25 protein-coding genes are annotated in these 21,990 nt (G+C 41.7%); 12 read left to right on the forward strand and 13 right to left on the reverse strand.

From position 1 onward, the window contains the following. Nucleotides 1-25: 25 nt before the first annotated feature. The 7 genes from NPE20_RS18130 to NPE20_RS18160 form a co-directional block, all read right to left on the reverse strand. A complete protein-coding gene (locus NPE20_RS18130; protein ID WP_256540108.1) occupies nucleotides 26-187 on the reverse strand; it encodes a FeoB-associated Cys-rich membrane protein in 162 nt (53 codons plus the stop codon). 54 nt (nucleotides 188-241) lie between these two features. After that, nucleotides 242-1,438, reverse strand: coding sequence for a hypothetical protein (locus NPE20_RS18135; RefSeq protein WP_256540109.1), 1,197 nt, complete (start codon nucleotides 1,436-1,438; stop codon nucleotides 242-244). A 51-nt stretch (nucleotides 1,439-1,489) separates the two neighbouring features. Further along, nucleotides 1,490-1,843: a GIY-YIG nuclease family protein gene (locus tag NPE20_RS18140; RefSeq protein WP_256540110.1), complete on the reverse strand. Its 354-nt coding sequence runs from the start codon at nucleotides 1,841-1,843 to the stop codon at nucleotides 1,490-1,492. 62 nt (nucleotides 1,844-1,905) lie between these two features. After that, nucleotides 1,906-2,745: a type 1 glutamine amidotransferase gene (locus NPE20_RS18145; RefSeq protein WP_256540111.1), complete on the reverse strand. Its 840-nt coding sequence runs from the start codon at nucleotides 2,743-2,745 to the stop codon at nucleotides 1,906-1,908. 105 nt (nucleotides 2,746-2,850) lie between these two features. Further along, the gene (locus NPE20_RS18150) at nucleotides 2,851-3,948 is read right to left on the reverse strand and encodes a carboxylate-amine ligase (protein WP_256540112.1); all 1,098 of its coding nucleotides are present in this window, start codon (nucleotides 3,946-3,948) and stop codon (nucleotides 2,851-2,853) included. 140 nt (nucleotides 3,949-4,088) lie between these two features. Then, complete coding sequence (locus NPE20_RS18155) at nucleotides 4,089-5,162, reverse strand: ATP-grasp domain-containing protein (protein ID WP_256540113.1); 1,074 nt, start codon at nucleotides 5,160-5,162, stop codon at nucleotides 4,089-4,091. 68 nt (nucleotides 5,163-5,230) lie between these two features. Then, nucleotides 5,231-5,938 carry an alpha/beta fold hydrolase gene (locus tag NPE20_RS18160; RefSeq protein WP_256540114.1) on the reverse strand — a complete coding sequence of 236 codons (708 nt, stop codon included), beginning with the start codon at nucleotides 5,936-5,938 and terminating at the stop codon, nucleotides 5,231-5,233. A 131-nt stretch (nucleotides 5,939-6,069) separates the two neighbouring features. On the opposite strand from NPE20_RS18160, the gene NPE20_RS18165 reads away from it, so the two are divergent. From NPE20_RS18165 to NPE20_RS18210, 10 genes are all read left to right on the forward strand, one after another. Further along, on the forward strand, nucleotides 6,070-6,882 hold the full coding sequence (locus NPE20_RS18165; protein ID WP_256540115.1) for an alpha/beta hydrolase: 813 nt from the start codon (nucleotides 6,070-6,072) through the stop codon (nucleotides 6,880-6,882). Between the two features lie 153 nt (nucleotides 6,883-7,035). After that, nucleotides 7,036-7,518, forward strand: a complete 483-nt coding sequence (locus tag NPE20_RS18170) for a nuclear transport factor 2 family protein (RefSeq protein ID WP_256540116.1) — start codon at nucleotides 7,036-7,038, stop codon at nucleotides 7,516-7,518. A 183-nt stretch (nucleotides 7,519-7,701) separates the two neighbouring features. Next, on the forward strand, nucleotides 7,702-9,513 hold the full coding sequence (typA, locus tag NPE20_RS18175; RefSeq protein ID WP_256540117.1) for a translational GTPase TypA: 1,812 nt from the start codon (nucleotides 7,702-7,704) through the stop codon (nucleotides 9,511-9,513). Between the two features lie 115 nt (nucleotides 9,514-9,628). Continuing rightward, entirely contained in the window at nucleotides 9,629-10,627 is a 999-nt protein-coding gene (locus tag NPE20_RS18180) for a tectonin domain-containing protein (protein WP_256540118.1), read from the forward strand. Nucleotides 10,628-10,709: 82 nt separating this feature from the next. Next, nucleotides 10,710-12,041: a flippase gene (locus tag NPE20_RS18185; RefSeq protein WP_256540119.1), complete on the forward strand. Its 1,332-nt coding sequence runs from the start codon at nucleotides 10,710-10,712 to the stop codon at nucleotides 12,039-12,041. Continuing rightward, nucleotides 12,038-12,691 (forward strand): O-methyltransferase, encoded by a 654-nt coding sequence (locus NPE20_RS18190; protein ID WP_256540120.1) that lies wholly within the window; start codon nucleotides 12,038-12,040, stop codon nucleotides 12,689-12,691. The genes NPE20_RS18185 and NPE20_RS18190 overlap by 4 nt, the downstream gene beginning before the upstream one ends. Nucleotide 12,692: 1 nt before the next feature. After that, the gene (locus NPE20_RS18195) at nucleotides 12,693-13,463 is read left to right on the forward strand and encodes a class I SAM-dependent methyltransferase (protein WP_256540121.1); all 771 of its coding nucleotides are present in this window, start codon (nucleotides 12,693-12,695) and stop codon (nucleotides 13,461-13,463) included. A 60-nt stretch (nucleotides 13,464-13,523) separates the two neighbouring features. After that, nucleotides 13,524-14,438 carry a glycosyltransferase gene (locus NPE20_RS18200; RefSeq protein WP_256540122.1) on the forward strand — a complete coding sequence of 305 codons (915 nt, stop codon included), beginning with the start codon at nucleotides 13,524-13,526 and terminating at the stop codon, nucleotides 14,436-14,438. Nucleotides 14,439-14,681: 243 nt separating this feature from the next. After that, complete coding sequence (locus NPE20_RS18205) at nucleotides 14,682-14,924, forward strand: hypothetical protein (RefSeq protein WP_256540123.1); 243 nt, start codon at nucleotides 14,682-14,684, stop codon at nucleotides 14,922-14,924. 163 nt (nucleotides 14,925-15,087) lie between these two features. Beyond that, nucleotides 15,088-16,182, forward strand: coding sequence for an AI-2E family transporter (locus tag NPE20_RS18210; protein WP_256540124.1), 1,095 nt, complete (start codon nucleotides 15,088-15,090; stop codon nucleotides 16,180-16,182). A gap of 29 nt (nucleotides 16,183-16,211) precedes the next feature. Here the strand turns inward: NPE20_RS18210 and NPE20_RS18215 are convergent, their stop codons facing one another. From NPE20_RS18215 to NPE20_RS18230, 4 genes are all read right to left on the reverse strand, one after another. Then, nucleotides 16,212-17,159, reverse strand: coding sequence for a hypothetical protein (locus NPE20_RS18215; protein ID WP_256540125.1), 948 nt, complete (start codon nucleotides 17,157-17,159; stop codon nucleotides 16,212-16,214). A 110-nt stretch (nucleotides 17,160-17,269) separates the two neighbouring features. Beyond that, on the reverse strand, nucleotides 17,270-17,995 hold the full coding sequence (gene recO, locus NPE20_RS18220; RefSeq protein WP_256540126.1) for a DNA repair protein RecO: 726 nt from the start codon (nucleotides 17,993-17,995) through the stop codon (nucleotides 17,270-17,272). Next, nucleotides 17,985-18,350 (reverse strand): diacylglycerol kinase family protein, encoded by a 366-nt coding sequence (locus NPE20_RS18225; RefSeq protein WP_256540127.1) that lies wholly within the window; start codon nucleotides 18,348-18,350, stop codon nucleotides 17,985-17,987. The genes recO and NPE20_RS18225 overlap by 11 nt, the downstream gene beginning before the upstream one ends. Nucleotides 18,351-18,355: 5 nt before the next feature. Then, nucleotides 18,356-18,541 carry a hypothetical protein gene (locus tag NPE20_RS18230; RefSeq protein WP_256540128.1) on the reverse strand — a complete coding sequence of 62 codons (186 nt, stop codon included), beginning with the start codon at nucleotides 18,539-18,541 and terminating at the stop codon, nucleotides 18,356-18,358. 136 nt (nucleotides 18,542-18,677) lie between these two features. On the opposite strand from NPE20_RS18230, the gene NPE20_RS18235 reads away from it, so the two are divergent. Continuing rightward, a complete protein-coding gene (locus NPE20_RS18235) occupies nucleotides 18,678-19,454 on the forward strand; it encodes an SDR family oxidoreductase (RefSeq protein ID WP_256540129.1) in 777 nt (258 codons plus the stop codon). On the opposite strand, the gene NPE20_RS18240 is transcribed toward NPE20_RS18235, so the two are convergent. Beyond that, complete coding sequence (locus tag NPE20_RS18240) at nucleotides 19,451-19,642, reverse strand: hypothetical protein (protein ID WP_256540130.1); 192 nt, start codon at nucleotides 19,640-19,642, stop codon at nucleotides 19,451-19,453. The genes NPE20_RS18235 and NPE20_RS18240 overlap by 4 nt on opposite strands. 9 nt (nucleotides 19,643-19,651) lie before the next feature. Continuing rightward, nucleotides 19,652-21,190 carry a CotH kinase family protein gene (locus NPE20_RS18245; RefSeq protein ID WP_256540131.1) on the reverse strand — a complete coding sequence of 513 codons (1,539 nt, stop codon included), beginning with the start codon at nucleotides 21,188-21,190 and terminating at the stop codon, nucleotides 19,652-19,654. An 84-nt stretch (nucleotides 21,191-21,274) separates the two neighbouring features. On the opposite strand from NPE20_RS18245, the gene NPE20_RS18250 reads away from it, so the two are divergent. Then, a complete protein-coding gene (locus NPE20_RS18250) occupies nucleotides 21,275-21,925 on the forward strand; it encodes an HAD family hydrolase (protein WP_256540132.1) in 651 nt (216 codons plus the stop codon). The last annotated feature ends 65 nt before the right edge of the window (nucleotides 21,926-21,990 follow it).

The following is a 21,990-nucleotide window of genomic DNA, read 5'->3' on the forward strand; positions in this document are numbered from 1 at the left end:
AGATAAACAACAATATACAGCGCAATTATTTGGGTTGTTTAACCGCATCAATAGCAGAAAAATCAACCCCGCATTTACAATTGCTGCCGCAGCTTTTTTTAGAGAACAAGCTTTTATACAGTAAACGGCCAACGTAAAAAACTGCTGCAATAAATAATACAATGATAATAATTGCCTGTATGTTCATGTCGCAAAATTAATACTTTATTTATATACGTACAGCGTGCAAAAATAGTATAAGTTATTTATGCATAAATGCTACGGTACCGCCTACCCAGTCAAAATCTTTATTATACCTAACACCTATCATTTTACCGCGGCTTAGCCTGGAAAGGTTTACGGCAAGCGTCGGTTTGGCATCGCCATCGGGCCATAAATAAAGCAAACGGATCTCAATTTTCACGCCGCCATCAGGGGACTGCAATACGGGTTCGTAAGTAACTTTTTCTTGCAGTATCCAGTTTTCGGGGTCTGTTATTTTCTCAATATCGCCATCCATAATATCAATGATTACACCCTGCCCGGCAAATGAGAACAAGGGCTTAAGCACATAGTTTTGGAGGTCTTCGGGTATTTCGCTCACCTCGTCCAAAAACTGTGTTTTAGGGATGTGATCGCCTTTTAAGAAAGGCATGGTAAACTTACTGATGCGATAGAACCAATTTGGGTGGGTTACCCATTCCACATCAAGCGGCTGACGTATATCCACCACTTTTTTAAATATCTCAGGGTCGCTTTCTATCTCGTCAAATATTAAGCGGTTGTATATGCGGCGAATGCGTTTCTTTTCGCCTGCGGTAGTTTTATAAAACAGCTGGTCGCCTTCCTGTATCAGGTCGGCAAGTGAAACAATGGGGATGCCGATATAACCTTCAGTTATACAAAAATCGACAGCGGTTTTTTGATTCGGGGCATCAACATCCATCAGCACCACTTCATCCGGCTGATAGGGGCCAATGATGGTTTTTCTGAGCAGCTCTAAGTAGCTGCTTTTGCTTAACCCATTAAAAAAAATGGTTTGGTTGCCCGGAATATTGAAGGCATGTCTGTAGTTTTCTGCCAGGTGTACCTGAAATCCATATAACGAGGGGAAGCCCTGCATCTCTATTAGTTTCGGCACAATATTACCCGCACTGTCCTTGCAAACCCCAAAGTCCAATGCTATAAAATGCGAGTGGCCGGTCTCGTTAGCAACCCGCCATTTTTCGGGGATGGCACGTTCGCTTAGCTCTTTAAACCCGGGTTTAAGTATAGTTTCTACTATTTCCTCGCCGGCCTGTAAAAGCTTATCTCTAAAATCATCCGTTAAAAAAACAGGTGTTTCGGCAATGCGAAACTCGATAGGGTTTTTAAGCCCGGCGTTAAGGTCTACTAAAAAATCAGCATACTTTTCATCGCTGAAATTTTCATTAAATGTTTTTCTGGCTGATGAGTTCATAATTTACTTTTTAACCATCCCTTTTTGTTATCCTGAGCGATAGCGAAGGATCTATTCGCCGATTAATGTACCACCTTGCTCCGTATGATAATTTACTGGCGGCCATTCCATTATATCACTATTTAAGAAAGTCAAATTTGGGTTTTCTTGTTCTATTAAAATTATCTTTTTTGCCCTTGTCCAACCCTTAATTTCTTTTTCATGTTCGATGGCATGATTAACATATTGATGCCTTTCGTACCACAGTAAATAGAAGCACTTGTATTTGGATGTAAAGCTGCTTTCCTGGTTTATTCCGAAATAATATTCATACAGGCGTTTCTCAATATCATTGGTGATACCTGTATACAGTACTGTTTTGTTATAATTGGTTAAGATATATGTGTAATAATTATGTTGTTTCATATATCAAGTTCATTACTGGGCGGCGAATAGATGCTTCACTACGTTCAGCATGACAAACGTTCTTAATATGACAAAGTGGTATACCTCAAAATCGCTTCATCCAAAAAATTAGGGATGATGGTTTTTTGCGTGTGCGCTATCTTGTCCGGGTCATCCAGCCGTTCCAGCATTTCTTTGTATTTGTTTTCGCCGTGCTCGTTTATTACTTCGTCTTTCTTATCCTCGCGCAGCAACATGTTTTTTATGCCGTATGCATCTGCTTCGGGGTGAAATTGCGTCGCGAAAAAGTATTCGTTAAACCTGATGGCCATTATAGCGCGGGGCAGGTCAACGTAAGGGCGCTCTTTCTCCAATGCCAGTATTTCCATACCAAGTTCTTTAAAATGATCCATATCCGGGTTGATAACCTGCCAGCTGCGCGAATCTACAGTGTAAAACGGGTCAGCAAGGCTTTCAAAAACTCCATCATTACGGCCGGCTTCGGTTAAGTGTACTGGTAATATCCCGAATGATGGCGAACGCCTCAAATTAATATCGCCCAACCCATATTTACGGCACATCAACTGGAACGAATGGCATACAAAAAATACATGTTTTTTCTGCGGATCATCGCTCTTATTATGTGCGTCCAGCTTATCAATCAGGCGGAAGTATTTCTTCTCCCATTCGGTACCCTCACTATCCAGCGGACTGCCCGGCCCACCGCTTGATATATATACGTCAAAGCCGGTATCAGGTACCTGGCCTTTGCGGCGCACGTCAAACACTTGGTAACTTAAATCAAGGTTGTGTTGCACCTTGTAACGGTCCAGTATATCCCGGAAACCACGCATCCCTTCGTTAGCCACCCCGTCGTACAGGTCTAATATGGCTACTCTCACTTCCGGTTTATCTGTGTTCATTGAGCCCCCTCTAAATCTCCCCCGGTAGGGGAGACTTCACTTTTTATATTGTTAAAAATTTCTTTTAATAAAGCCCTCTCCTCCGGGGAGGGGTTGGGTGGGGCTTTATATTCCCTTTAAAGTTTGCGATGTAATGTAATCCACCACATCTGCAAAGTTATTGTTTTGATTGTAAATGGCCAGCTGCCTGTCGGCGCCTGTTCCGTTCTCCAATATTTTGTGTACATACTGCAGATCGTCGCGGCAGCCAAGGTCATCCACCACATCGTCAATAAAGTCTAATAATTCCAGGATCAGTGCGCGGGTGTTTACTTCAAGTTCCTTGCCAAAATCTATCATTTTGCCATCAATGCCATACCGTGCGGCACGCCATTTATTTTCATTAATAAGCGCACGATTATAGGTGATGAATTTCATGTTACTTAGGCGCAATTTGTACAGTTTAGCACAAATACATTGAAACAGGGCCACAAAGGTCATGGTTTCATCTATCAGCATAGGGCAATCGCACACACGAAATTCGATGGTTTCAAAGAATGGGTGCACCCGTAGGTCCCACCAGATCTTTTTAGCGTTATCAATACAGTTGGTTTTTACCAACAGTTTAATGTACCTGTCGTAATCTTCAATGCTGTCAAAATAATCGGGAATCCCGGTTCTCGGGAATTTATCAAATACCTTGGTCCGGAACGATTTATAACCCGTATTTCTGCCCTCCCAAAATGGTGAATTGGTAGATAGCGCATAAACGTGCGGTAAAAAATACCTTGCCTGGTTAGCAATGTGTATCGCCATATCCCGCGACTGGATGCCCACGTGTACATGCAAACCAAAAATAAGGTTTGATCGTGCGGCTTCCTGCAATTCATCTACAATCTCAAAATATCTTGGATGGTCGGTTATCAGTTGGTGCTGCCAGTGCGAGAAGGGGTGTGTACCGGCAGCGCCAATACGCAAGCCAATATCACCGGCCAAATGTGCCACTGTAGTGCGTAGCTTGCCAACCTCTTTACGTGCTTCTTCGGTATTACGGCAAATGTGGGTGCCCACCTCCACAACAGCCTGATGCATTTCGGCCTTTACCTGATCTTCATGGATCTTTTGCGCGCTGTCAACAATTTTTTGATCATGCGATTGCAGTTCCCTGGTAACAGGGTCAATCACCATAAACTCTTCTTCAACACCTAAGGTGAACTCGTTCATAATTGGTTAGGGGTTATTGGTCCTTAAGTAAAATGTCATTTCGAACGAGGTACGAGGAGAAATCTTGTTCGAAATGCAAAGTCGGTTACTTACATATTTGAACAAGATTTCTCTCTGTCGTTCGAAATGACAATTGGTTTTTAATTCTTCGCCACCTTTTTAGGTGTAGCCGCTTTCTTTTTAGGCTTTGCTTCTTCTGTTATGGAATGGTCAGCCTTGCCGGCACTTACATCTGCTTTAGTAGCTTTTACTGCTGTGGCGATAAGTGGCTTGCCTGCTGCGCCGGCTTTTACAAATTCGCCCCAGGTAAGGTTGTCTTTGTTATCTTTTTGTGCTTTGGCACGCTCAATGGCATAACTTGCAGCGGTTTCTACCACCCACTCAAAATTATCCTGGCCAACGCTTGTTACTTCGGCATCCGGGGCGGGGTTGCAAAAATCAATTGCATAAGGTATACCATCGCGTACAGCAAACTCTACGGTGTTAAAATCATAGCCCAGGTACTGGTTCAGTTGCAACACATATTTGGTAATGGTATCCAGCATTTTTTTAGATGCAGGTGCTTTGCCATGCTCGTAACGCAAATGATGGGGGTTGCGTGGCTCGTACTGCATAATGCGCACGTGCTTGCCACCGATGCAATAACAACGGAAGTAATCGTCAAAAATAATTTCTTCCTGCAGCAACATTACCAATTGTTTGGTTTCCGCGAATTTCTCCCAAAGGTCTTCTTTGTTGCTTATTTTGTAAACATCGCGCCAGCCGCCACCATCAAACGGTTTCATATATGCGGGGAAACCCACGTAATCAAATATCGCATCCCAATCTAAAGGGAAAGCGAGGTTACGGAATGATCGGTCGGTTGTGCTTGCAGGGTGATCTTTTGATGGTAACAGCGCCGTTTTTGGTACCGGTACACCCAGCTTAACCGCTAATGCGTTGTTAAAAAATTTCTCGTCGGCACTCCACCAAAAAGGGTTATTGATAACCGCTGTGCCCGTAATAGCCGCGTTTTTTAACGATGCGCGATAAAAGGGCACATCCTGCGAGATGCGGTCGACAATTACCGAGTAGCCCAGTGGCTGGCCCTGCATCATTTTGTCAATGCGTACAAACTCGGCAGAGATGTTTTTTTCGGCCTTTTCGTTGATCCTATCTACAAATGCCTGCGGGAATGAGTTTTCCTGCCCGAATAAGATGCCTATTTTTTTCATGGTATGTTTTATAGCGTAGTTGGGTTTATTTTTTTTTGTCTTGATTCCTGACTCTTGACTTCTTGATTCTATTTTATCGTGCTTAAATAATGCGGGAACATCTCCTTCCAGATAGGCCAGTCGTGGTTAGCAAAAGGGCGGATATCCAGCCAATGGTTAATGTTCCTTTCCTTCAAAATGTTTGACATGCGAATATTATAGTCCTTACACATATCATGTTCTGATGTACCCAGTATAATGTTCATCTGCCAAAGTTCGGGCTTGTTACTGCCGGGCAAAAAATCTACCGGGTTGTTGTAAAATATATCATCGTTATAAAACCCATCAGTAAACATTTGAATATCAAAAGCGCCGCCCATAGTAAACAGGTGAGCCACCAATTCAGGGTGTTTAAACGCGAAGTTTGCCGCATGGTAACCGCCAAAGCTGCAGCCTGCAACGGCCACTTTGCCCACACCGGTTTCGTGCATAGCCCAGGGGGTAAGCTCTTCTACCAGCATTTTATCATACCAGGCATAATTGCGGGCACGGTCGGCAGGCTGAATGCCTTTATCATACCAGCTACGGTCATCAATAGTATCCGGACAATAAATTTTCACCAGGCCTTCATCCACAAACCATTTTACGCTATCTATCAGCCCAAAATCTTTATTCTGGTGATAGCGGCCTTTGGTAGTAGGGAAAAGTATTACAGGAAACCCCCTGTCGCCAAACACCAGCATTTCAAGATCAAGGTTTAGGTTAGGGGAGTGCCAGCGGTGATATTGTTCAGTCAAAACGTTGTGTTTAAGATGGTAAGATAGCTGGTTTGCATGTAAATGTCAACAGCGTGCCAAATAATTATGTTTTAGGCAATTTCTAAAACTATAAAGGTATTTTTGCGGCTTTATTTATTAATACTATTACAATGTACTACAGTACAGATACAGAAATGAAGATAGCCGAACAGGAACTTACTATTACATCAAAGGTACTTGAACGTGAGGTTGTCTGCACTTTGCTTATGCCCGAAGATGGTGCAGTAGCAGAGCCCTTTAATTTACTATTGCTTAATGACGGCCAGGAACTGGAAAACCTGAAACTGGTTGATACCCTTGAGGATTTATACGAACGTAATTGCCTGAAATCGCTACTGGTTGTTGCTATACACGCAGGCGAAGAACGCATACAGGAATACGGCGTAGCCGGTAAGCCCGATTTTAAAAAGCGTGGCGCTAAAGCCGACCTTTACACGCAGTTTATTAAAACTGAACTATTGCCGTTTATTACTGAACATACCGGCATAGAACATTTTGCAACTACCGCATTCGCGGGATTTTCACTTGGTGGTTTAACCGCAATGGATATTGCATGGAACAATCCGGAGTTGTTTGATAAGGTAGGCGCTTTCTCGGCCTCTTTTTGGTGGAGGAGTAAGGATCTGGCCAGGGGTTATACCAATGACGACCGCATAATGCACAATGTTATAAAGAATACCATAGGCAAACCCGAATTAAAGTTTTGGCTGCAAACCGGTACCAAAGATGAAACCGCCGACCGTAACAAAAACGGTATTATCGATTCTATTGACGATACTATCGACGTTATAAAAGAACTGCTTGCCAAAGGTTACCAGCGCCCTGCCGATATCCAATACCTGGAAGTATTGGGCGGCAGCCACGATACCGAAACATGGGGTAAAGCTATGCCTAAGTTTTTGAACTGGGCGTTTGGGAAGTAAGAGTATTATTATGCTATCCTTAGTGCTGAAAGCGAACACAGTTTGTATCGTTAACGAACATGATTGTTTTGAATATTTTTCAAAACATTGATTGTTAGGCAGTTGTAATGTGGCACAGAACTGGTGTTGTAATTTGTACTTAAAATAAGGATCATGAAAAAGTATATCTCATCAGCATTTTTTGCTCTACTTGTTATCATAGTTGTTTCGGCTACGGTATCAGCCCAAAACAAGGAGGCTTATACCTACAAACCGCAGTCTGTGGAGTTGTATAACACCATTCTGCATATGGATAGCGTGTATTTTAACGCTTATAACACCTGCGACATGGATAAGCAAGCGGCTATTTATGCCGATAGCATTGAGTTTTACCATGATAAGGGTGGCCTGATGACCTCAAAGCAAGCCCTACTGGATGCCATTAAAAAGAACATTTGCGGTAAGGTGACCAGGGTATTGGTTAAGGGAAGTGTAGAAGTTTACCCCATAGCCGGATTCGGAGCGGTGGAAATTGGCCTTCACCAGTTCATTAACCATGCTGAAAGCGAAACGCCATCAAAGCCCGATAAATTTATTGTGATATGGCGGTTAAAAAATGATAAATGGCAGATAACGCGTGTGGTTAGCTTGCATTGATGCGCCAGGGGCATTTCTTTAAAATGGCAATACGTAGCAATACTCGGTTAGGACAGCTTATTTAAGCACCTGCCACATTACCAAACAATTAGGTAATAATCAATTAATTGTAAAATACGGGTTCCCCTTTTAAATGCCATATATTAAGCGTATCTTTGCGCCAAATTTATAAGGCCGCATTGCATGCAAAAAATAAGAAATATTGCGATTATCGCACACGTTGACCACGGTAAAACCACTTTGGTTGATAAAATTTTACACAGTTGCGCTATCTTCCGTGAAGGACAGGAAACTGGTGAGTTGATACTGGATAACAATGACCTGGAACGTGAACGTGGTATTACCATCGTTTCAAAAAACGTTTCGGTAATGTATAAAGATGTTAAGATCAACATTATTGATACCCCTGGTCACGCCGATTTTGGTGGTGAGGTAGAGCGCGTATTGAAAATGGCTGACGGCGTTTTATTACTTTGTGACGCGTTTGAAGGTGCTATGCCTCAAACCCGCTTTGTAACCCAAAAAGCTTTGGCTTTAGGCTTAAAGCCAATTGTGGTTGTAAACAAGGTAGATAAAGAAAACTGCCGCCCGGAAGAAGTTTACGAACAAATTTTTGAATTGTTCTTTAACCTTGAAGCTACTGAAGAGCAACTGGATTTCCCGGTTATCTACGGTTCGTCAAAACAAGGTTGGATGAGCACCGACTATAAAAAACCAACGGAAGATATTTTTCCGTTGATGGATGCTATTTTAGCTAACATTCCACCGGCACCTATTAACGAAGGTACTTTACAAATGCAGATCACATCGTTAGATTATTCTTCATTTGTTGGCCGTATTGCTATTGGCCGTGTGGCTCGTGGTACTATCAAAGAAAACATGCCGGTATCGTTGGTAAAACGCGATGGCACTATTCAAAAATCACGTATAAAAGAACTTTATACTTTTGAAGGTTTAGGCAAAGTTAAAGCTACATCTGTAAGCGCCGGTGATATTTGCGCGGTTGTAGGTATCGAGGGTTTTGATATTGGTGATACTATTGCCGATTTCGAAAAACCAGAGCAATTGGAAGTTATCCATATTGACGAGCCTACCATGAACATGCTTTTCACCATTAATACTTCACCGTTTTTTGGTAAAGAAGGCAAGTTTGTAACATCACGCCACCTGCGTGACCGTTTGTACAAAGAAATGGAAAAAAACCTGGCGCTTAAGGTTGTTGAAACCGAATCACCAGATTCATACTTAGTATACGGCCGTGGTATCCTCCATTTATCAGTATTGATCGAGACCATGCGTCGCGAAGGATACGAGTTACAGGTAGGCCAGCCACAGGTTATTGTTAAAGAAATTGATGGTGTTAAATGTGAGCCGGTTGAAACTTTAATAGTTGATGTACCGGGCGAAGTTGCAGGTAAAGTAATTGAGTTGGTAACACAGCGCAAAGGCGACCTGTTAGTAATGGAGCCTAAAGGCGATTTACAACACTTAGAATTTGATATCCCTGCACGTGGTATCATCGGTTTACGTAACAACGTATTAACTGCAACAGGTGGCGAGGCTATTATGGCACACCGCTTTAAAGCATACGAGCCATGGAAAGGTCAAATCCCGGGCCGTTTAAATGGTGTATTGGTATCTATGGATACCGGTAAAACCACTGCTTTTGCAATTGATAAGTTACAGGATCGTGGTCGTTTCCACATTGATCCGGGAACTGATGTTTACGAAGGACAGGTTTTAGGCGAGCACATCCGCGATAACGATTTGGTTATTAACTTAACTAAAGGTAAGCAGTTAACAAACATGCGTGCATCTGGTAGCGATACCAACGTGCGTATTGCACCTGCTATTAAATTCTCGTTAGAAGAATCAATGGAGTACATACAAGCCGACGAATACATTGAGGTTACACCACAAAGTATCCGTATGCGTAAAATATTCCTTAACGAAAACGAAAGAAGGATTAACGCTAAGAAATTCCAAAGCCAGTAATTTCAATTAGCTTTCTAATATTAAAAGGGGCCCTCGGTTTAATTACAGGGGGCTCTTTTTTGTATGGGTAATACCCGTTCAATAATTACTATATTTAACCAATTAACCTAAATCAATGAAAAGAATTTTACTGCTCTTAGTTTCTTTTGTAATGCTTGCCGCCACATCGTGCGTAAAAAACGTAGAGGTGGAGCCGGAATCAATGACACTTAATTATACCGACCTGGAACTGCAGGTGGGCAGCGGTAAACAACTATTGGCAAGGAGATATGATGCCTCGCAGATCATCTGGACATCATCTGATAGTACCGTTGCATCAATAAACGATAAAGGTATCATCGTCGCTTTAAAGGAAGGCCAAACCACCATGACGGCCAAAAGCAAACAGTACAATATAACTGCTATCTGCCTGGTTAAAGTTATGCCAATGGTAATAGAAGGAAAAGATATTGGTATTGGCGCAGATGGTTCTGTATTTATTATAGGTACCGATAGCACATCTGCAAGCAGCGGTTACAGCATTTCAAAATTAGTGGATAACACGCTTACAAAACTACCGGATTGTGGTGCAGTACGTGTAGCTGTTTCGCCGACCGGCGTGCCGTGGGTAGTAACTAAGGCTCACAAAATATTAAAATACAATGGTTCCGGCTGGGATGAAATGCCCGGTAAAGGGTTTGATATTGCAATTGGCGCTAATGGTGCTGTGTTTGCTATTGGTACGATTGAAACTTCGCCAACCGGTGGCAATAATATTATGAGGTGGACAGGTACAGCCTGGGAAGATATGTTGGATTGCGCCGCTATCCGTATAGCTGTTTCACCAGATGGTACACCATGGGTGGTGAATAAATCGGGCCTTATTTATGTATTTGGCGGCAATTACCTTTGGTCTGCATTTGATAATATATTAGCATCAGACATTGGTATTGGCGCCGATGGCAGCGTATTTATAACAGGTAAAAATGATGGCATCAGTAACCCTGATATTTATAAATGGGATGGCACCTTCAACTGGAATAACTTACATATTACCGGCGGTACAAATATATCTGTAACGCCCGATGGTAAAGCATGGTGGCTGGATAAAGATAACGTGCTGCACAATCAGTAACACATAGCCTGATATTAAATATTTAGCAAAGCCCTGATTATTATCGGGGCTTTCTCTTTTTTGATACATTTGCAAAACAACTATGCGCATACCCAGCATCCCCGGATTTGATCAGCAGGCTTTAGAAAAGTATTTTAAAAATACGGGTTGGCTTTTAATTGCCCGGGTTGGTAGTATGGTGGTCAAATTTGTGATTAATAGTGTTCTGCTATCTCGATACCTTAGTACAGAACAATTTGGGATACTGAACTATCCAATGGCAATAGTTACCTTTACTATGGCTATAGCGGCTTTAGGGCTGGATGGGTTTATTACCCGCGAACTGCTTACCCATCCCGAACGAAAAGACACTTTGTTGGGAACCGCTTTTTGGTTGCGGTTAATGGCAGGTTTTACAACACTCCCAATTGTTTTTGTGGCTTATATGCTGCTCTCGTTAGCTAAACCTCTGGAAACCCCTTTTAGCTATGTGTTGATAGTTGCATTTACTTCAGTGGTGCAATCAGTGAATATTATAGATAGTTTTTTCCAGTCGAAGGTGCAGGGCAAAAGCATTATGTATGTGCAGGTATCCGGCAACGTCATATCTGCCCTGGTAAAGCTGGTGTTCATTATTTTAAAGCTGCCGCTTATCTGGTTTGTTTATTCCTTATTGTTTGATGCTATTATACTCGCAGCTGGATACATTATTCTCTACATAAAGAATGATAATCGTATCCGTAACTGGACGTATGATGGGCGCATTACAGGTTACCTGCTTAAACACTCGTGGCCGCTTGCTTTCTCGGCAATATTGGTTACAATATATATGAAGATTGACCAGGTAATGATACCCATGTATGTTAAAGCCAGCGAACTGGGTATTTATATGACAGCGGCCAGCTTAAGCGAGAACTGGTATTTTATCCCTGTGGCTATTGTAACATCTGTGTTTCCAGCCATAATGCACGCCCGAAAAACAGATATTGAGCGTTATTATAAGCGATTGCAGAATATGTATGACCTAATGGTAGTACTGAGTGTGTGCATTGCTTTGATAATGAGCCTTGGGGCCAATTTTATCTATCATATTTTATATACCAAACCATACTGGCCTGCCGCCCCGGTATTGGCTGTACATGTTTGGGCAGGGGTATTCGTATTTTTAGGAAGTGCCAGTGGGCAGTATTTAATTGCCGAAGGTTATTTTAAATTATCTATGCTGCGTACAGGTGTAGGCGCCATAGTAAATATAGTATTGAATATATTTTTTATACCTAAATACGGTATTATTGGTGCGGCATACGCCACCTTGATAGCTTATGCGGTAGCTACATTTTTTATAGTATTGATACCAAAGACAAGGCACCAGGGGTTAATGATGTTTAAATCATTATTTTTAATTTCACTGTTTCAAAAAATCATAAAGCGTTGAGCACATTTACATCACTCATAAAAGTACTAACCAACCCATCGCATTTGCGGGCATTGCTATCGTTTAATAAAAAGGGGTATCTGGAAGATATAGGCTGGTTCAAGGCATTTGATACCAGATCACCCGTAGATCAAAATGGCAGCCCGATACCATGGGTTACCTACTCTTTTATTGACTTTATAAAAACCAGGCTTACCAAAGAACATACTGTATTTGAGTTTGGATCTGGCAACTCCACCTACTTTTATGCCAAGTATGCAGGTGTGGTGGTATCTGTTGAGCATGATAAGCAATGGTTTGATAAAATTGAAAAATCTACAGATAAACCCGATAACTCTGAACTGATATATTGCGAACTGCAGCGCGATGGTGATTACTGCCGTATGCCTGTTAAATTGGATGAAAGATTTGACATCATTATTGTTGATGGTCGTGATAGGGTTAACTGCTGTAAGCAGGCAGTTGAAGCTTTAACGCCTAATGGAGTTGTGGTGCTGGATGATTCTGAACGTGAAGTGTATAAAGAGGGGGTAGATTTTTTGCTGAGCAAAGGCTTTAAGCATTTATTGCTTAGCGGTATATCGCCGGGGCTTTTCTACCGTAAATCAACATCTGTATTTTATAAACCGGATAATTGCCTGGATATTTAATATGGCAAAAGAAATTATAAGCGGCAACGTAAAAAACGCGTACAACGAATTTTATAAGACTCATGACGAGGCCTGGCGTATGTTGGGTGCCAAATATAAGGCGCAGCATATTATTGATGTTTGCAAAGGGCAATCATTTAAAAAAGTGCTTGAAGTTGGGGCCGGCGATGGTAGTATATTAAAGTTATTATCTGACCAAAATTTCGCTCCCGAATATTACGCTGTTGAAATATCTGATAGCGGCGTGGCGCACATCAAATCGCGCGATATCAGGAACCTAATATCGGTACAGGAGTTTGATGGTTATAAGCTGCCGTTTGAGGACGATAGTTTCGATTTAATTATCTTGTCGCACGTGTTAGAACATGTAGAGCACGAGCGCCTGCTACTGCGCGAAATTAAGCGCGTGAGCAAGAATTTTGTGATAGAAGTACCCATTGACTATAAGCCCGGCGTTGATAAGCGTATAAAGCATTTCCTGGCTTATGGCCATATCAATGTTTATACCCCAACATCCTTAAGGTATTTATTGCAGACAGAAGGGTTCGAAATAAAGAAAGATCTTACTTCCATTATAGAGCCCGAGGTTACCCGCTTCAACACTTTTATTAATCAGAAAAAATCAAAAAGCTTTATTGCCGAAATAAAAATTGCGGCAGAATATGCTGTAAAGAACGTACTGGTTAAGTTAAGCGATAAGTTTAACGAGAAACTGGCCAATGCCTACACGGTACTTTGCACCAAAACAGATAAACAGGCAGATATATTCTAAATTTGCAAACCTATCACTACGATAGATAAATCACTAATTCACTAATTCAATAATTCAAAATTGTCTACTGCACCCATAGCGCTTTTTGTTTATAACCGGCCCGAGCATACGAGCCAAACCATTAGCTATTTGCAAAAAAATTTGCTGGCGGCCGAATCGCACCTGTTCATTTTCTCTGATGGGGCAAAAGCAGATGCAGATAAAGCAAGTGTTGATGAGGTGAGGAAGATAGCCGCTGGGGTATCAGGCTTTAAATCGGTAGAAGTTATTGAGCGCGAGCAAAACATGGGCCTGGCCAATTCTATCATCAGCGGGGTTACGCGGTTGGTTAACGAATACGGCAATGTAATTGTATTTGAAGATGACCTGGTATCGTCGCCCTATACATTGCAATATTTTAACGATGCTTTAACGCGTTATGCCGATGAGGAGCGGGTAATGCATATTGGCGCCTATATGTTTGATCTGCCGGATAAAACCCTGCCCGAAACATTCTTCTTCCGATCGGCCACCAGTTGGGGATGGGCAACCTGGGCACGCGCCTGGAAAAACTTTGAACCGGATATTGATAAGCTTATGGCGCAGTTTGACGCCGAAAAGATACAACGCTTCTCGATAGATGGCACCATGAATTTCTGGAAGCAGATGCAGGAATTTAAAGCCCGTAAAAACAACTCATGGGCCATACGCTGGTATGCCTCGGTCTTTCTAAAAAATGGGCTTACGCTTAATCCCAGTCATTCGCTTATCCATAATATTGGGCATGATGGTACCGGCGTGCACTCCAATATCGAACATATGTACGGCGTACAGGTAGCGCAGCAACCCATTAAATCTTATCCTGATGTATTAAAAGAGAATGAACAGGCTTACCATGCCATAAAATACTTCTTAAAGAACAGGAAAGGCAGCTTTTTACAGCGTGGATTACGCCTTGCTAAGCAACTAAAGGCAAAATATTTGTCGAAAAAGTAGAAATTATTAACATTTGGCCAAATTATATAAATGTTGTTAGTAAAAAAATATCATTTTTATATTGTCTACTAAGTATATAGATATTATATTTGACTAATTGTTATATATCCTACCCAACCAATTGTTCTTTATAATATAATGAGGTCAGTAAAAACATAAAAAGAGAAAACCACAAGTTTTCTCTTTTTTGTTTATAAAACATTGGTGCGTTCTTTGGTGTTATACCTAAAAAGAAACTAAACCATGATAGAAGAGAAAGATACCACCCCCGCCGAAAAAGACGGCAAATACGAGTTTCAGATGCATTACTCGGGCCGCGAAGTATCCTGCCGGGTAGAGAAAGAGCAAAACAAGCTTATTGTACATATAGAAGATAACATTGAAGCCGAGCTGACTATTCAGGATGATGGCTCTGTTGTACAAACCGGCGGTAACGAATTGCCCGATTCTGCCATAGATTATATTAAGAAACGTATATTAGGCTAACAGAATAAGAGTTTTACCACAGAAATCATAAAGATAATCATAAAGAGCACTGAGCTTTAAGCGTTATAAATATCTGTTAATGTTTAATACCGCTAAAATTAACTCCGTGCTCTTTGTGTTTTTCTCTCCGTGCCCCTCTGTGGTTTAAAAAGCAGATATTTAAATGAACACAGCCTATCTTAACCAAACCCTTCGTATCCTGCTGCTTTTTGTACTGGTTTTTGGCATTCTTTATATAGCCTCGGCTGTGTTAATACCACTTACTTTCGGCGTTGTATTATCCATGCTGCTTTTGCCAATATGCCATTGGCTGCAAAGCAAGGGCATGAGTAATGGCTTTGCCTCTATTTTAAGTGTAGTGGTTTTACTAATTGTAATAGGTGGGCTTGTTACTATGCTGCAGTATCAATTAAGCGATCTGGTAAATGATCTCGGAAAGATCGAAGAGCGGGTAAATAATATAATTGCCGGCCTTAAAGATTATGTAAAACAACATTTTGGCATATCACATAGCGAGCAGCAAAAGATAATTAAAGAACAGCAAGGTACCAGTATGGGCAAGGCCGCGGGTATGGTTACTACGCTAATAGGTTCATTGGCCGGTATTTTGATTGATACGATATTGGTTTTGGTTTATACTTTCCTGTTCATTTTTTACAGGGCGCACTTTAAAAAATTTATACTGCAATTATTTAAGCCCGATAACCGTAAGGAAACCGAAGCTGTTTTGGATAATGCCGGCAAAGTAACCCAAAACTACCTGGGCGGGCTGGGCCTAATGATAGTAATGCTTTGGATAATGTATGGCATTGGTTTTACAATAGCTGGCGTTAACAATGCCTTGTTCTTCGCGGTGTTGTGTGGCATATTGGAACTGGTACCTTTTGCCGGTAACATTACAGGGACATCTATAACCGTTTTAATGGCCCTGGCGCAAAGCAGCGATATTACAGTGGTGATAGGTGTACTGATCACCTATAGTTTGGTGCAGCTTATTCAAACCTATGTACTGGAGCCACTCGTAGTAGGCGATAGGCTCAACATTAACCCGCTGTTTACTATTCTTATTATTGTAATAGGCGAGGCCGTTTGGGGAATACCGGGTATGATACTGGCCGTGCCCTTGCTGGGCATGTTTAAAATAGTTTGCGACCATTGCGAACCGCTAAAAGATTATGCCTTTTTAATAGGCCCGCCAAAAGAGAAAAAAGGCGAAGAGGGTAATTTTATTACCCGCATGTTTAAAAGAGATAAATAACCCAGGCTATCTGAATACGGTTTGTATACTTATTTTTTGGCTGCCACAAAACCCTTAACGTTCAAAGATATAGTACTTGCATGCGGCATACCTAAGGTTTGCCCCGGTATAGTGGTAAGATAAAGTTTTAGGTAACTTTCCATTATAGCGGTACTCATTTTTATGTAATGCTTCTCAAAATCGGGGTCGCCCATAAAACCTATCAGTGGCTTGTTATAATGCATTACGCCTTTATTATCCACAGTAACTGAAAAAATGTAGTCAAAGTCCTTGTACGCTTTATTGATAGTGATATAATATTTAGGGTTAAGGTAGTCATCATCCGTACTAAAGTTGTTATCAATGTAACTGGGTTTAGTTACCTTTTTTACAACAGTAACCTGCGGGCTTTTGCTTATCAGCTGTACTGGTTGCGATGCTGCAAACGCTTTTTTAATATCGGCATTGGCTTTATCTACCAGTCCTTTAACATAAATACTGTCCTTACGACTTGGGCGTTGCAGCGTGGCAATATCTGTACGTAATTTGTTCTTGATGTAATCTTCAGAAAACAGGCGCATGGTTACGCGCGATTTATTCAGGTTGATGGAGTCACCTGAGGCTTCCAGCAATTCAAACACCAGACTATCCTTGCTCATGTGTTTCACTTTTAAGAAAGCGTGGGCGGTATTAAAAACCGAATCGGTACCCAGGGCAAGCGGAAAGTTTAAATACTGCTTTTTAACCGGACTATACAAAGCAGCCGAATCGTCAGATACAAAACGCAGCTTCCAATCTGGCGATAAATGGAAACCATATTCGTTGTACGATAGTCCATTTTTTTGCAGGCGCGACACTTCTAAAAAGGTGATGCCTTCTATGCTTTTAAAAGATATTTTAGATTTTTCCTTTTTTTTGGGGCCGCAAGCTGTAAGGAAAATTAGAGATGTAATTACTAATATGTTGGTTTTTAGTGTTTTTTGATAGATAACGGGCATGTTGCTAAAATATAAAAATTGTTTTAGTTGCAAAGGCTGGCTTGTGTTAACAATAGTAATGTTTTGGTATGGGAGCATTGTTTGATATTATCCAAACGAGCGTATTAAACCTACCCCAAAACCTCTTCCAGCACCTCGTGCGAACGGATGTTACCGAAACCCTCAATATGCATAGCATAGTATTCCAGCAGTTTGTTGATGAGGTAGCGGCGTTCATCGTTGCTTAGTTTAACGTCGTCAATATTGCCGAAATTGCTTTGCAGCAGGGTATAAAAGTTCTTAGTATGCGGAGGAGACAGGTACGAGAGGCTATCAGGCTTGTAATTACTGAATACGCCATCTTTCATATCAAAAAAATTAGCTTCTGCCATCAATCCCCCATGGGGGTAAAAGCCCAGGTATCGCGTCAGCTGAACTAAAAATAACAAGTGAAAGTTTGCCAATCCACGGGTTTTATGGTCAAGCAGCTCAATCGCATTAAAAATAAAATCAAATATGGCTTCATCAGGCGTTTGTTGCTTAACGGCTTTGTACAGCACCTCGTTCAGGAACATGGCAATGCAGCTTTTTATTACATCATAAGGGATGGTTTGCAGTGTGGGCGAGTTCTTAAGCTCGGTTATGCGCTGCACATTCCCATTACTTTTATGATAAACAACCATATCAACCAAATGCAGTGGCTGCAGCATGTTACGGCTTATTTTGGCTTTCGGTTTTCTTGCCCCATTTATAATGTACGATTGCAAACCAAACTTCTCGGTGAAAATCTGTACCACAACACTGCTTTCGCTGTAATCGGTGGTTTTAAATACTATGCCACGGGTTTTATGCAGCATGGAATAACAGTAAAATTTTTGGTAAGAAAATAATTAAACCTGTTACCAATGTAAATATGGCTACTATTAGTACGGCTGCCGCGCTTATATCTTTTACATGCCCTGCCAGTTTATTGTAGCCCGGCGATACCAGATCTACAAGTGCTTCTATCCCTGTGTTAAAAAGTTCCATCATCAATACAATGGCAATGCAAAGAGTTATCCAATGCCATTCGCTGGTGCTTATGTTAAAATAACATCCCATCGCAATCGCTATCAGCGCGATAGAAACCTGGATCCTAAAGTTTAGTTGTGTAGTAAAGGCATACCCAAGGCCCTTTAACGCATAACCAACACTCAGGATAAATTTTTTCATTACGCTTAACGTTTTTTAAAGTTCGCTATCAATAGCATTATAAAACTGATACAACCCGCCAGCGCAAAACCAGCCGATGCACCATTACAGATATCCTGATACGTACCCGGGGGTACAAACAGTGCTGCCGATGCAAATAGTATAAGAGCTATACCCAATAATAAATAAGTGCGGGCAACCTGATTTTTCATGCTTAAGTTTATATTATAAATGAGCAGCTAAAGCTTGTTTAGCTTAGTACAAAGATATTTTATTTATGTTAGCAACGGGTAACACATGCTTTACAGTATATAATCAACAAGCATTAAAAATTAGCGTTATACTAAGATGGATCTGAAATTGACTAACAAGGTGGCCATTGTGTTGGCAGCAAGCAAGGGCTTAGGCAAAGCTATCGCAGTGGCATTATCTGCCGAAGGCGCGAAAGTTATTATTGGCTCGCGCGATGAAGAGGCATTGAACAAAACCGCTGCCGAAATTAAGCAGTTAACAGGTAATGATGTTGTAGCTATACCGGTTGATGTATCCAACGCGGCACAGGTTACAGCATTTATAGATAAGGCTGTCGCTGCCTTTGGCCGGGTAGATATTTTACTGAATAACGCGGGCGGCCCACCCTTTGATAAGTTTGAAAATTTTGATGACGAGCAATGGCAAAAGGCTTTTGATCTGAACTTATTGAGCATGGCGCGTACCAGCAGACTGGTGTTGCCACATCTGCAGAAAACGGGTAGTGGGCGTATTATTAATATTATAAGCGGATCGGTAAAATCGGTGCTGGCTAATTCTGTACTATCTACCGCTATGCGGATGGGCGTAGTAGGGATGGCAAAGTTAATGGCCGATGAGTTTGGCCCCTATAACATCACGGTAAATAATGTGGCACCGGGCCTTATACTTACCGATAGAATTAAACACACCCTGCCAAAAGATGTTGACACAGACGAAGCCATGAAGGAAAAGGCTAAAAGCATACCACTGGGGCGCATTGGTAGACCCGAAGAACTGGCAGCGCTGGTAACTTTCCTGGCATCAGAGCAGGCTGCATACATTAGCGGGCAAACCATACAGGTTGATGGCGGTGCCGGGCGTAATATTTATTAAACTTTTTTGTTGGCCAGCCTTTTCTTTTTCATCGCGCGGAAACCAATAGCGAGTATGCAACCAACAACAGCGCCTATTAAAACGCTACCCCATTGCTCATTTTCTGCACCCACAGCAAACAGGCTAAATATCGCGAACAGGATAATAAGCACACCAACAAATATTACCACGTAAATTTTAAGATTCATACGGCAAAGTTACAAATTACTGTCTAACCACGCCACCCGTTGGGCAAGCCAGGTTTTAAGCTGTGTTACCTCGTTAGGGTAACTGCCATAAGCTCTGGGGTTTGGCCATACCATAGTATCAAGAATACTCCATTTAGTAAAATTCTGTTTAGCAGGCAGGGTTAGGTAAGCCTGCGTATCGTCAATATTTTTATACATGGCAGGTATGCCGTTTGCTTTAAGATACTGCCAGCGGGTTTTGACCTTGGCAGCAAAAGCCGGGTCCTGAAACAGGCGACTAAACCACGGTCCGTCTTTTACCCACCAGCCTGTTGGGTTTACGGCATCGCTATAATTAACATTACCAGCGGCCAGGTCAAAGTCCCAGGCCGGCCCCATGCCCAGTTTGCCACCGCGGTCTTTATAGTAAAACATACTACTAAAGTTGGCGGCATCCTGGTTTTTAAATAACTCATTCACCAAAAACCAATTAATAAACGAGTCTGAATTAATATACTTAGCATAACCATTAGCAGGGTCGGCAAAGTTTGCCGCGAAAATGGCATTCTCGGTATCCTGTATGTAACCTGTAATATAATCCATTTGAGCTGTACTTGGTTCCTCCGGCGATTTTATGGTAAACGGCAGCTTGCCGGCTGTTATAAACCGGTACGGATCTTCCTGGCGCTGGTCAAGCTCTAATAAATATCCGCCTGTAAGTTGTGCCGCATTATTATCGCCGGGTTTTAATTCGGTAATATTAACGCGATTTGCGTTTACCTCAACCTGTTCGGTAAGCATGTAAGTGCCCAGGTATTCGCCATTCATTACTACCTCTACAAATATGCCGTGTGGTGTAAAATCGCCATTGAGGCTTTGCGCAATACCGTCAGCAATATAATTTCGCATTAAGGTTTTATCTGAGTAGTTGGCCAGCAGCACCCAGTTCTTCGCCGAAGCTAATCCCAGAACTTTAGCTTTTGAATTGAATTTTAACCTATAAGGTTTTTTGGGATGGAGGCCCCAGGTTGAGTTTCCACGGCCTTTTATTTGTAAGGCGATATCATTGGTTTCCTGTTCGTAAAGGCCATTTGTGTTTATATTTATGCTGCCGGTAACATAATCCTCTTTTGATACTACCGGGCCCGATGTTGTAATATTAAATATAGGGATGCCGGTAAAGTTGTAGATGCTTACTATGTAGTCTTTACTTGCGCCCTTACTATCGGTTATATTATAAGTAATTGGTTTGCTAAAATCATTTGCGGTAACACCACTAACTTGTATTACATCTTTAACTTTTACAACTGATGCATTATCCTTTAATTTAAAGGTTAATACAAAGCTATGGTTGGTAGCTGTAGTTGGGGTATAACCCTTTAAATTGGTGCCATCGAGGATAAGTGCTACATCAGAAGTTACCTTTCCTGTATTGTTCTTCGCCTCTATTTTAAAGTCAACGTCTGGCTCGGTAACTACAACCGGAGGTATTACCGGTGGTTTTACACTATCTTTTTTACAGCCAAAAACTAACAGGAGTAAGCACAGGCAGAGTATCGATTTTTTCATGAAGAGGGTATATAAATGGTTATGCAATATATTAAAAAAGGTTAAGTTAATGTTAGCCACCTGTTTGACTTGCCTATTACAAAAATGTTTGCAGCTTTATTTATACTTGCAGCCATAATGGATTACGAATTATCAACTCAAAAATATAAAGCTCTAACAAAGCTTTCATCAGGAAATTTTAAAGCGTTTTTATACGATTGTGATGGCACCCTTGCCGATAATATGGGCGCACATAAGGAAAGTTACATCCGGGTAGCGGCTGACGATGGTTATGTAATAGAAGGTGACATTATAGACGAATTTGCCGGATTACCTATACTGAACGTGGTTGGCGAAATAAATAAACGCTACAATACTACCTTTGACCCGGTGGATTTTGCCGCCCGTAAGCATAAGGTGTTTTTTAGCGAATATATTGAGCAAACCCAACCTATTGATTACGTAGTGAACCACTTAATAAACCACGCTGACAAGGTTAAAATAGGGGTGGTATCCGGCGGGAGCCGTACCTCGGTTGAAAAAACTTTGCAGGTTTTGGGCATCCGCGATTTGGTTGAGGTGCTAATCTGCGCCGGCGAAACCGCTCACGGTAAACCCTATGCCGATCCTTTTTTGGCTGCTGCCAAACAGCTGGGTGTAGACCCGAGCCAATGCCTGGTGTTTGAAGATGGCGAGCCCGGTGTACAAGCCGCCGAAGCTGCCGGTATGCAATGGGTTAGGATAGATAAGGTGTAAATAAACACTCCGATACGGGTATGTCAGTCTGATCCTGTTGAAGACTGGAACGCTATGCATGGCAC

Origin of the sequence: Mucilaginibacter aquariorum, from assembly GCF_024498135.1 — a bacterium.
Classification (GTDB): domain Bacteria; phylum Bacteroidota; class Bacteroidia; order Sphingobacteriales; family Sphingobacteriaceae; genus Mucilaginibacter; species Mucilaginibacter aquariorum.

What these genes read in the sequence shown, in the direction of transcription:
- NPE20_RS18155 (WP_256540113.1), bottom strand. Translation starts at nt 5,162, where the DNA reads ATGAAAAAAATAGGCATCTTATTCGGGCAGGAAAACTCATTCCCGCAG.
- NPE20_RS18225 (WP_256540127.1), bottom strand. Translation starts at nt 18,350, where the DNA reads ATGAAAAAATTTATCCTGAGTGTTGGTTATGCGTTAAAGGGCCTTGGG.
- NPE20_RS18135 (WP_256540109.1), bottom strand. Translation starts at nt 1,438, where the DNA reads ATGAACTCATCAGCCAGAAAAACATTTAATGAAAATTTCAGCGATGAA.
- NPE20_RS18145 (WP_256540111.1), bottom strand. Translation starts at nt 2,745, where the DNA reads ATGAACACAGATAAACCGGAAGTGAGAGTAGCCATATTAGACCTGTAC.
- NPE20_RS18215 (WP_256540125.1), bottom strand. Translation starts at nt 17,159, where the DNA reads ATGCCCGTTATCTATCAAAAAACACTAAAAACCAACATATTAGTAATT.
- NPE20_RS18230 (WP_256540128.1), bottom strand. Translation starts at nt 18,541, where the DNA reads ATGAAAAATCAGGTTGCCCGCACTTATTTATTATTGGGTATAGCTCTT.
- NPE20_RS18185 (WP_256540119.1), top strand. Translation starts at nt 10,710, where the DNA reads ATGCGCATACCCAGCATCCCCGGATTTGATCAGCAGGCTTTAGAAAAG.
- NPE20_RS18130 (WP_256540108.1), bottom strand. Translation starts at nt 187, where the DNA reads ATGAACATACAGGCAATTATTATCATTGTATTATTTATTGCAGCAGTT.
- NPE20_RS18150 (WP_256540112.1), bottom strand. Translation starts at nt 3,948, where the DNA reads ATGAACGAGTTCACCTTAGGTGTTGAAGAAGAGTTTATGGTGATTGAC.
- NPE20_RS18210 (WP_256540124.1), top strand. Translation starts at nt 15,088, where the DNA reads ATGAACACAGCCTATCTTAACCAAACCCTTCGTATCCTGCTGCTTTTT.
- NPE20_RS18250 (WP_256540132.1), top strand. Translation starts at nt 21,275, where the DNA reads ATGTTTGCAGCTTTATTTATACTTGCAGCCATAATGGATTACGAATTA.
- NPE20_RS18140 (WP_256540110.1), bottom strand. Translation starts at nt 1,843, where the DNA reads ATGAAACAACATAATTATTACACATATATCTTAACCAATTATAACAAA.
- NPE20_RS18235 (WP_256540129.1), top strand. Translation starts at nt 18,678, where the DNA reads ATGGATCTGAAATTGACTAACAAGGTGGCCATTGTGTTGGCAGCAAGC.
- recO (WP_256540126.1), bottom strand. Translation starts at nt 17,995, where the DNA reads ATGCTGCATAAAACCCGTGGCATAGTATTTAAAACCACCGATTACAGC.
- NPE20_RS18180 (WP_256540118.1), top strand. Translation starts at nt 9,629, where the DNA reads ATGAAAAGAATTTTACTGCTCTTAGTTTCTTTTGTAATGCTTGCCGCC.
- NPE20_RS18205 (WP_256540123.1), top strand. Translation starts at nt 14,682, where the DNA reads ATGATAGAAGAGAAAGATACCACCCCCGCCGAAAAAGACGGCAAATAC.
- NPE20_RS18165 (WP_256540115.1), top strand. Translation starts at nt 6,070, where the DNA reads ATGTACTACAGTACAGATACAGAAATGAAGATAGCCGAACAGGAACTT.
- NPE20_RS18195 (WP_256540121.1), top strand. Translation starts at nt 12,693, where the DNA reads ATGGCAAAAGAAATTATAAGCGGCAACGTAAAAAACGCGTACAACGAA.
- NPE20_RS18245 (WP_256540131.1), bottom strand. Translation starts at nt 21,190, where the DNA reads ATGAAAAAATCGATACTCTGCCTGTGCTTACTCCTGTTAGTTTTTGGC.
- NPE20_RS18240 (WP_256540130.1), bottom strand. Translation starts at nt 19,642, where the DNA reads ATGAATCTTAAAATTTACGTGGTAATATTTGTTGGTGTGCTTATTATC.
- typA (WP_256540117.1), top strand. Translation starts at nt 7,702, where the DNA reads ATGCAAAAAATAAGAAATATTGCGATTATCGCACACGTTGACCACGGT.
- NPE20_RS18170 (WP_256540116.1), top strand. Translation starts at nt 7,036, where the DNA reads ATGAAAAAGTATATCTCATCAGCATTTTTTGCTCTACTTGTTATCATA.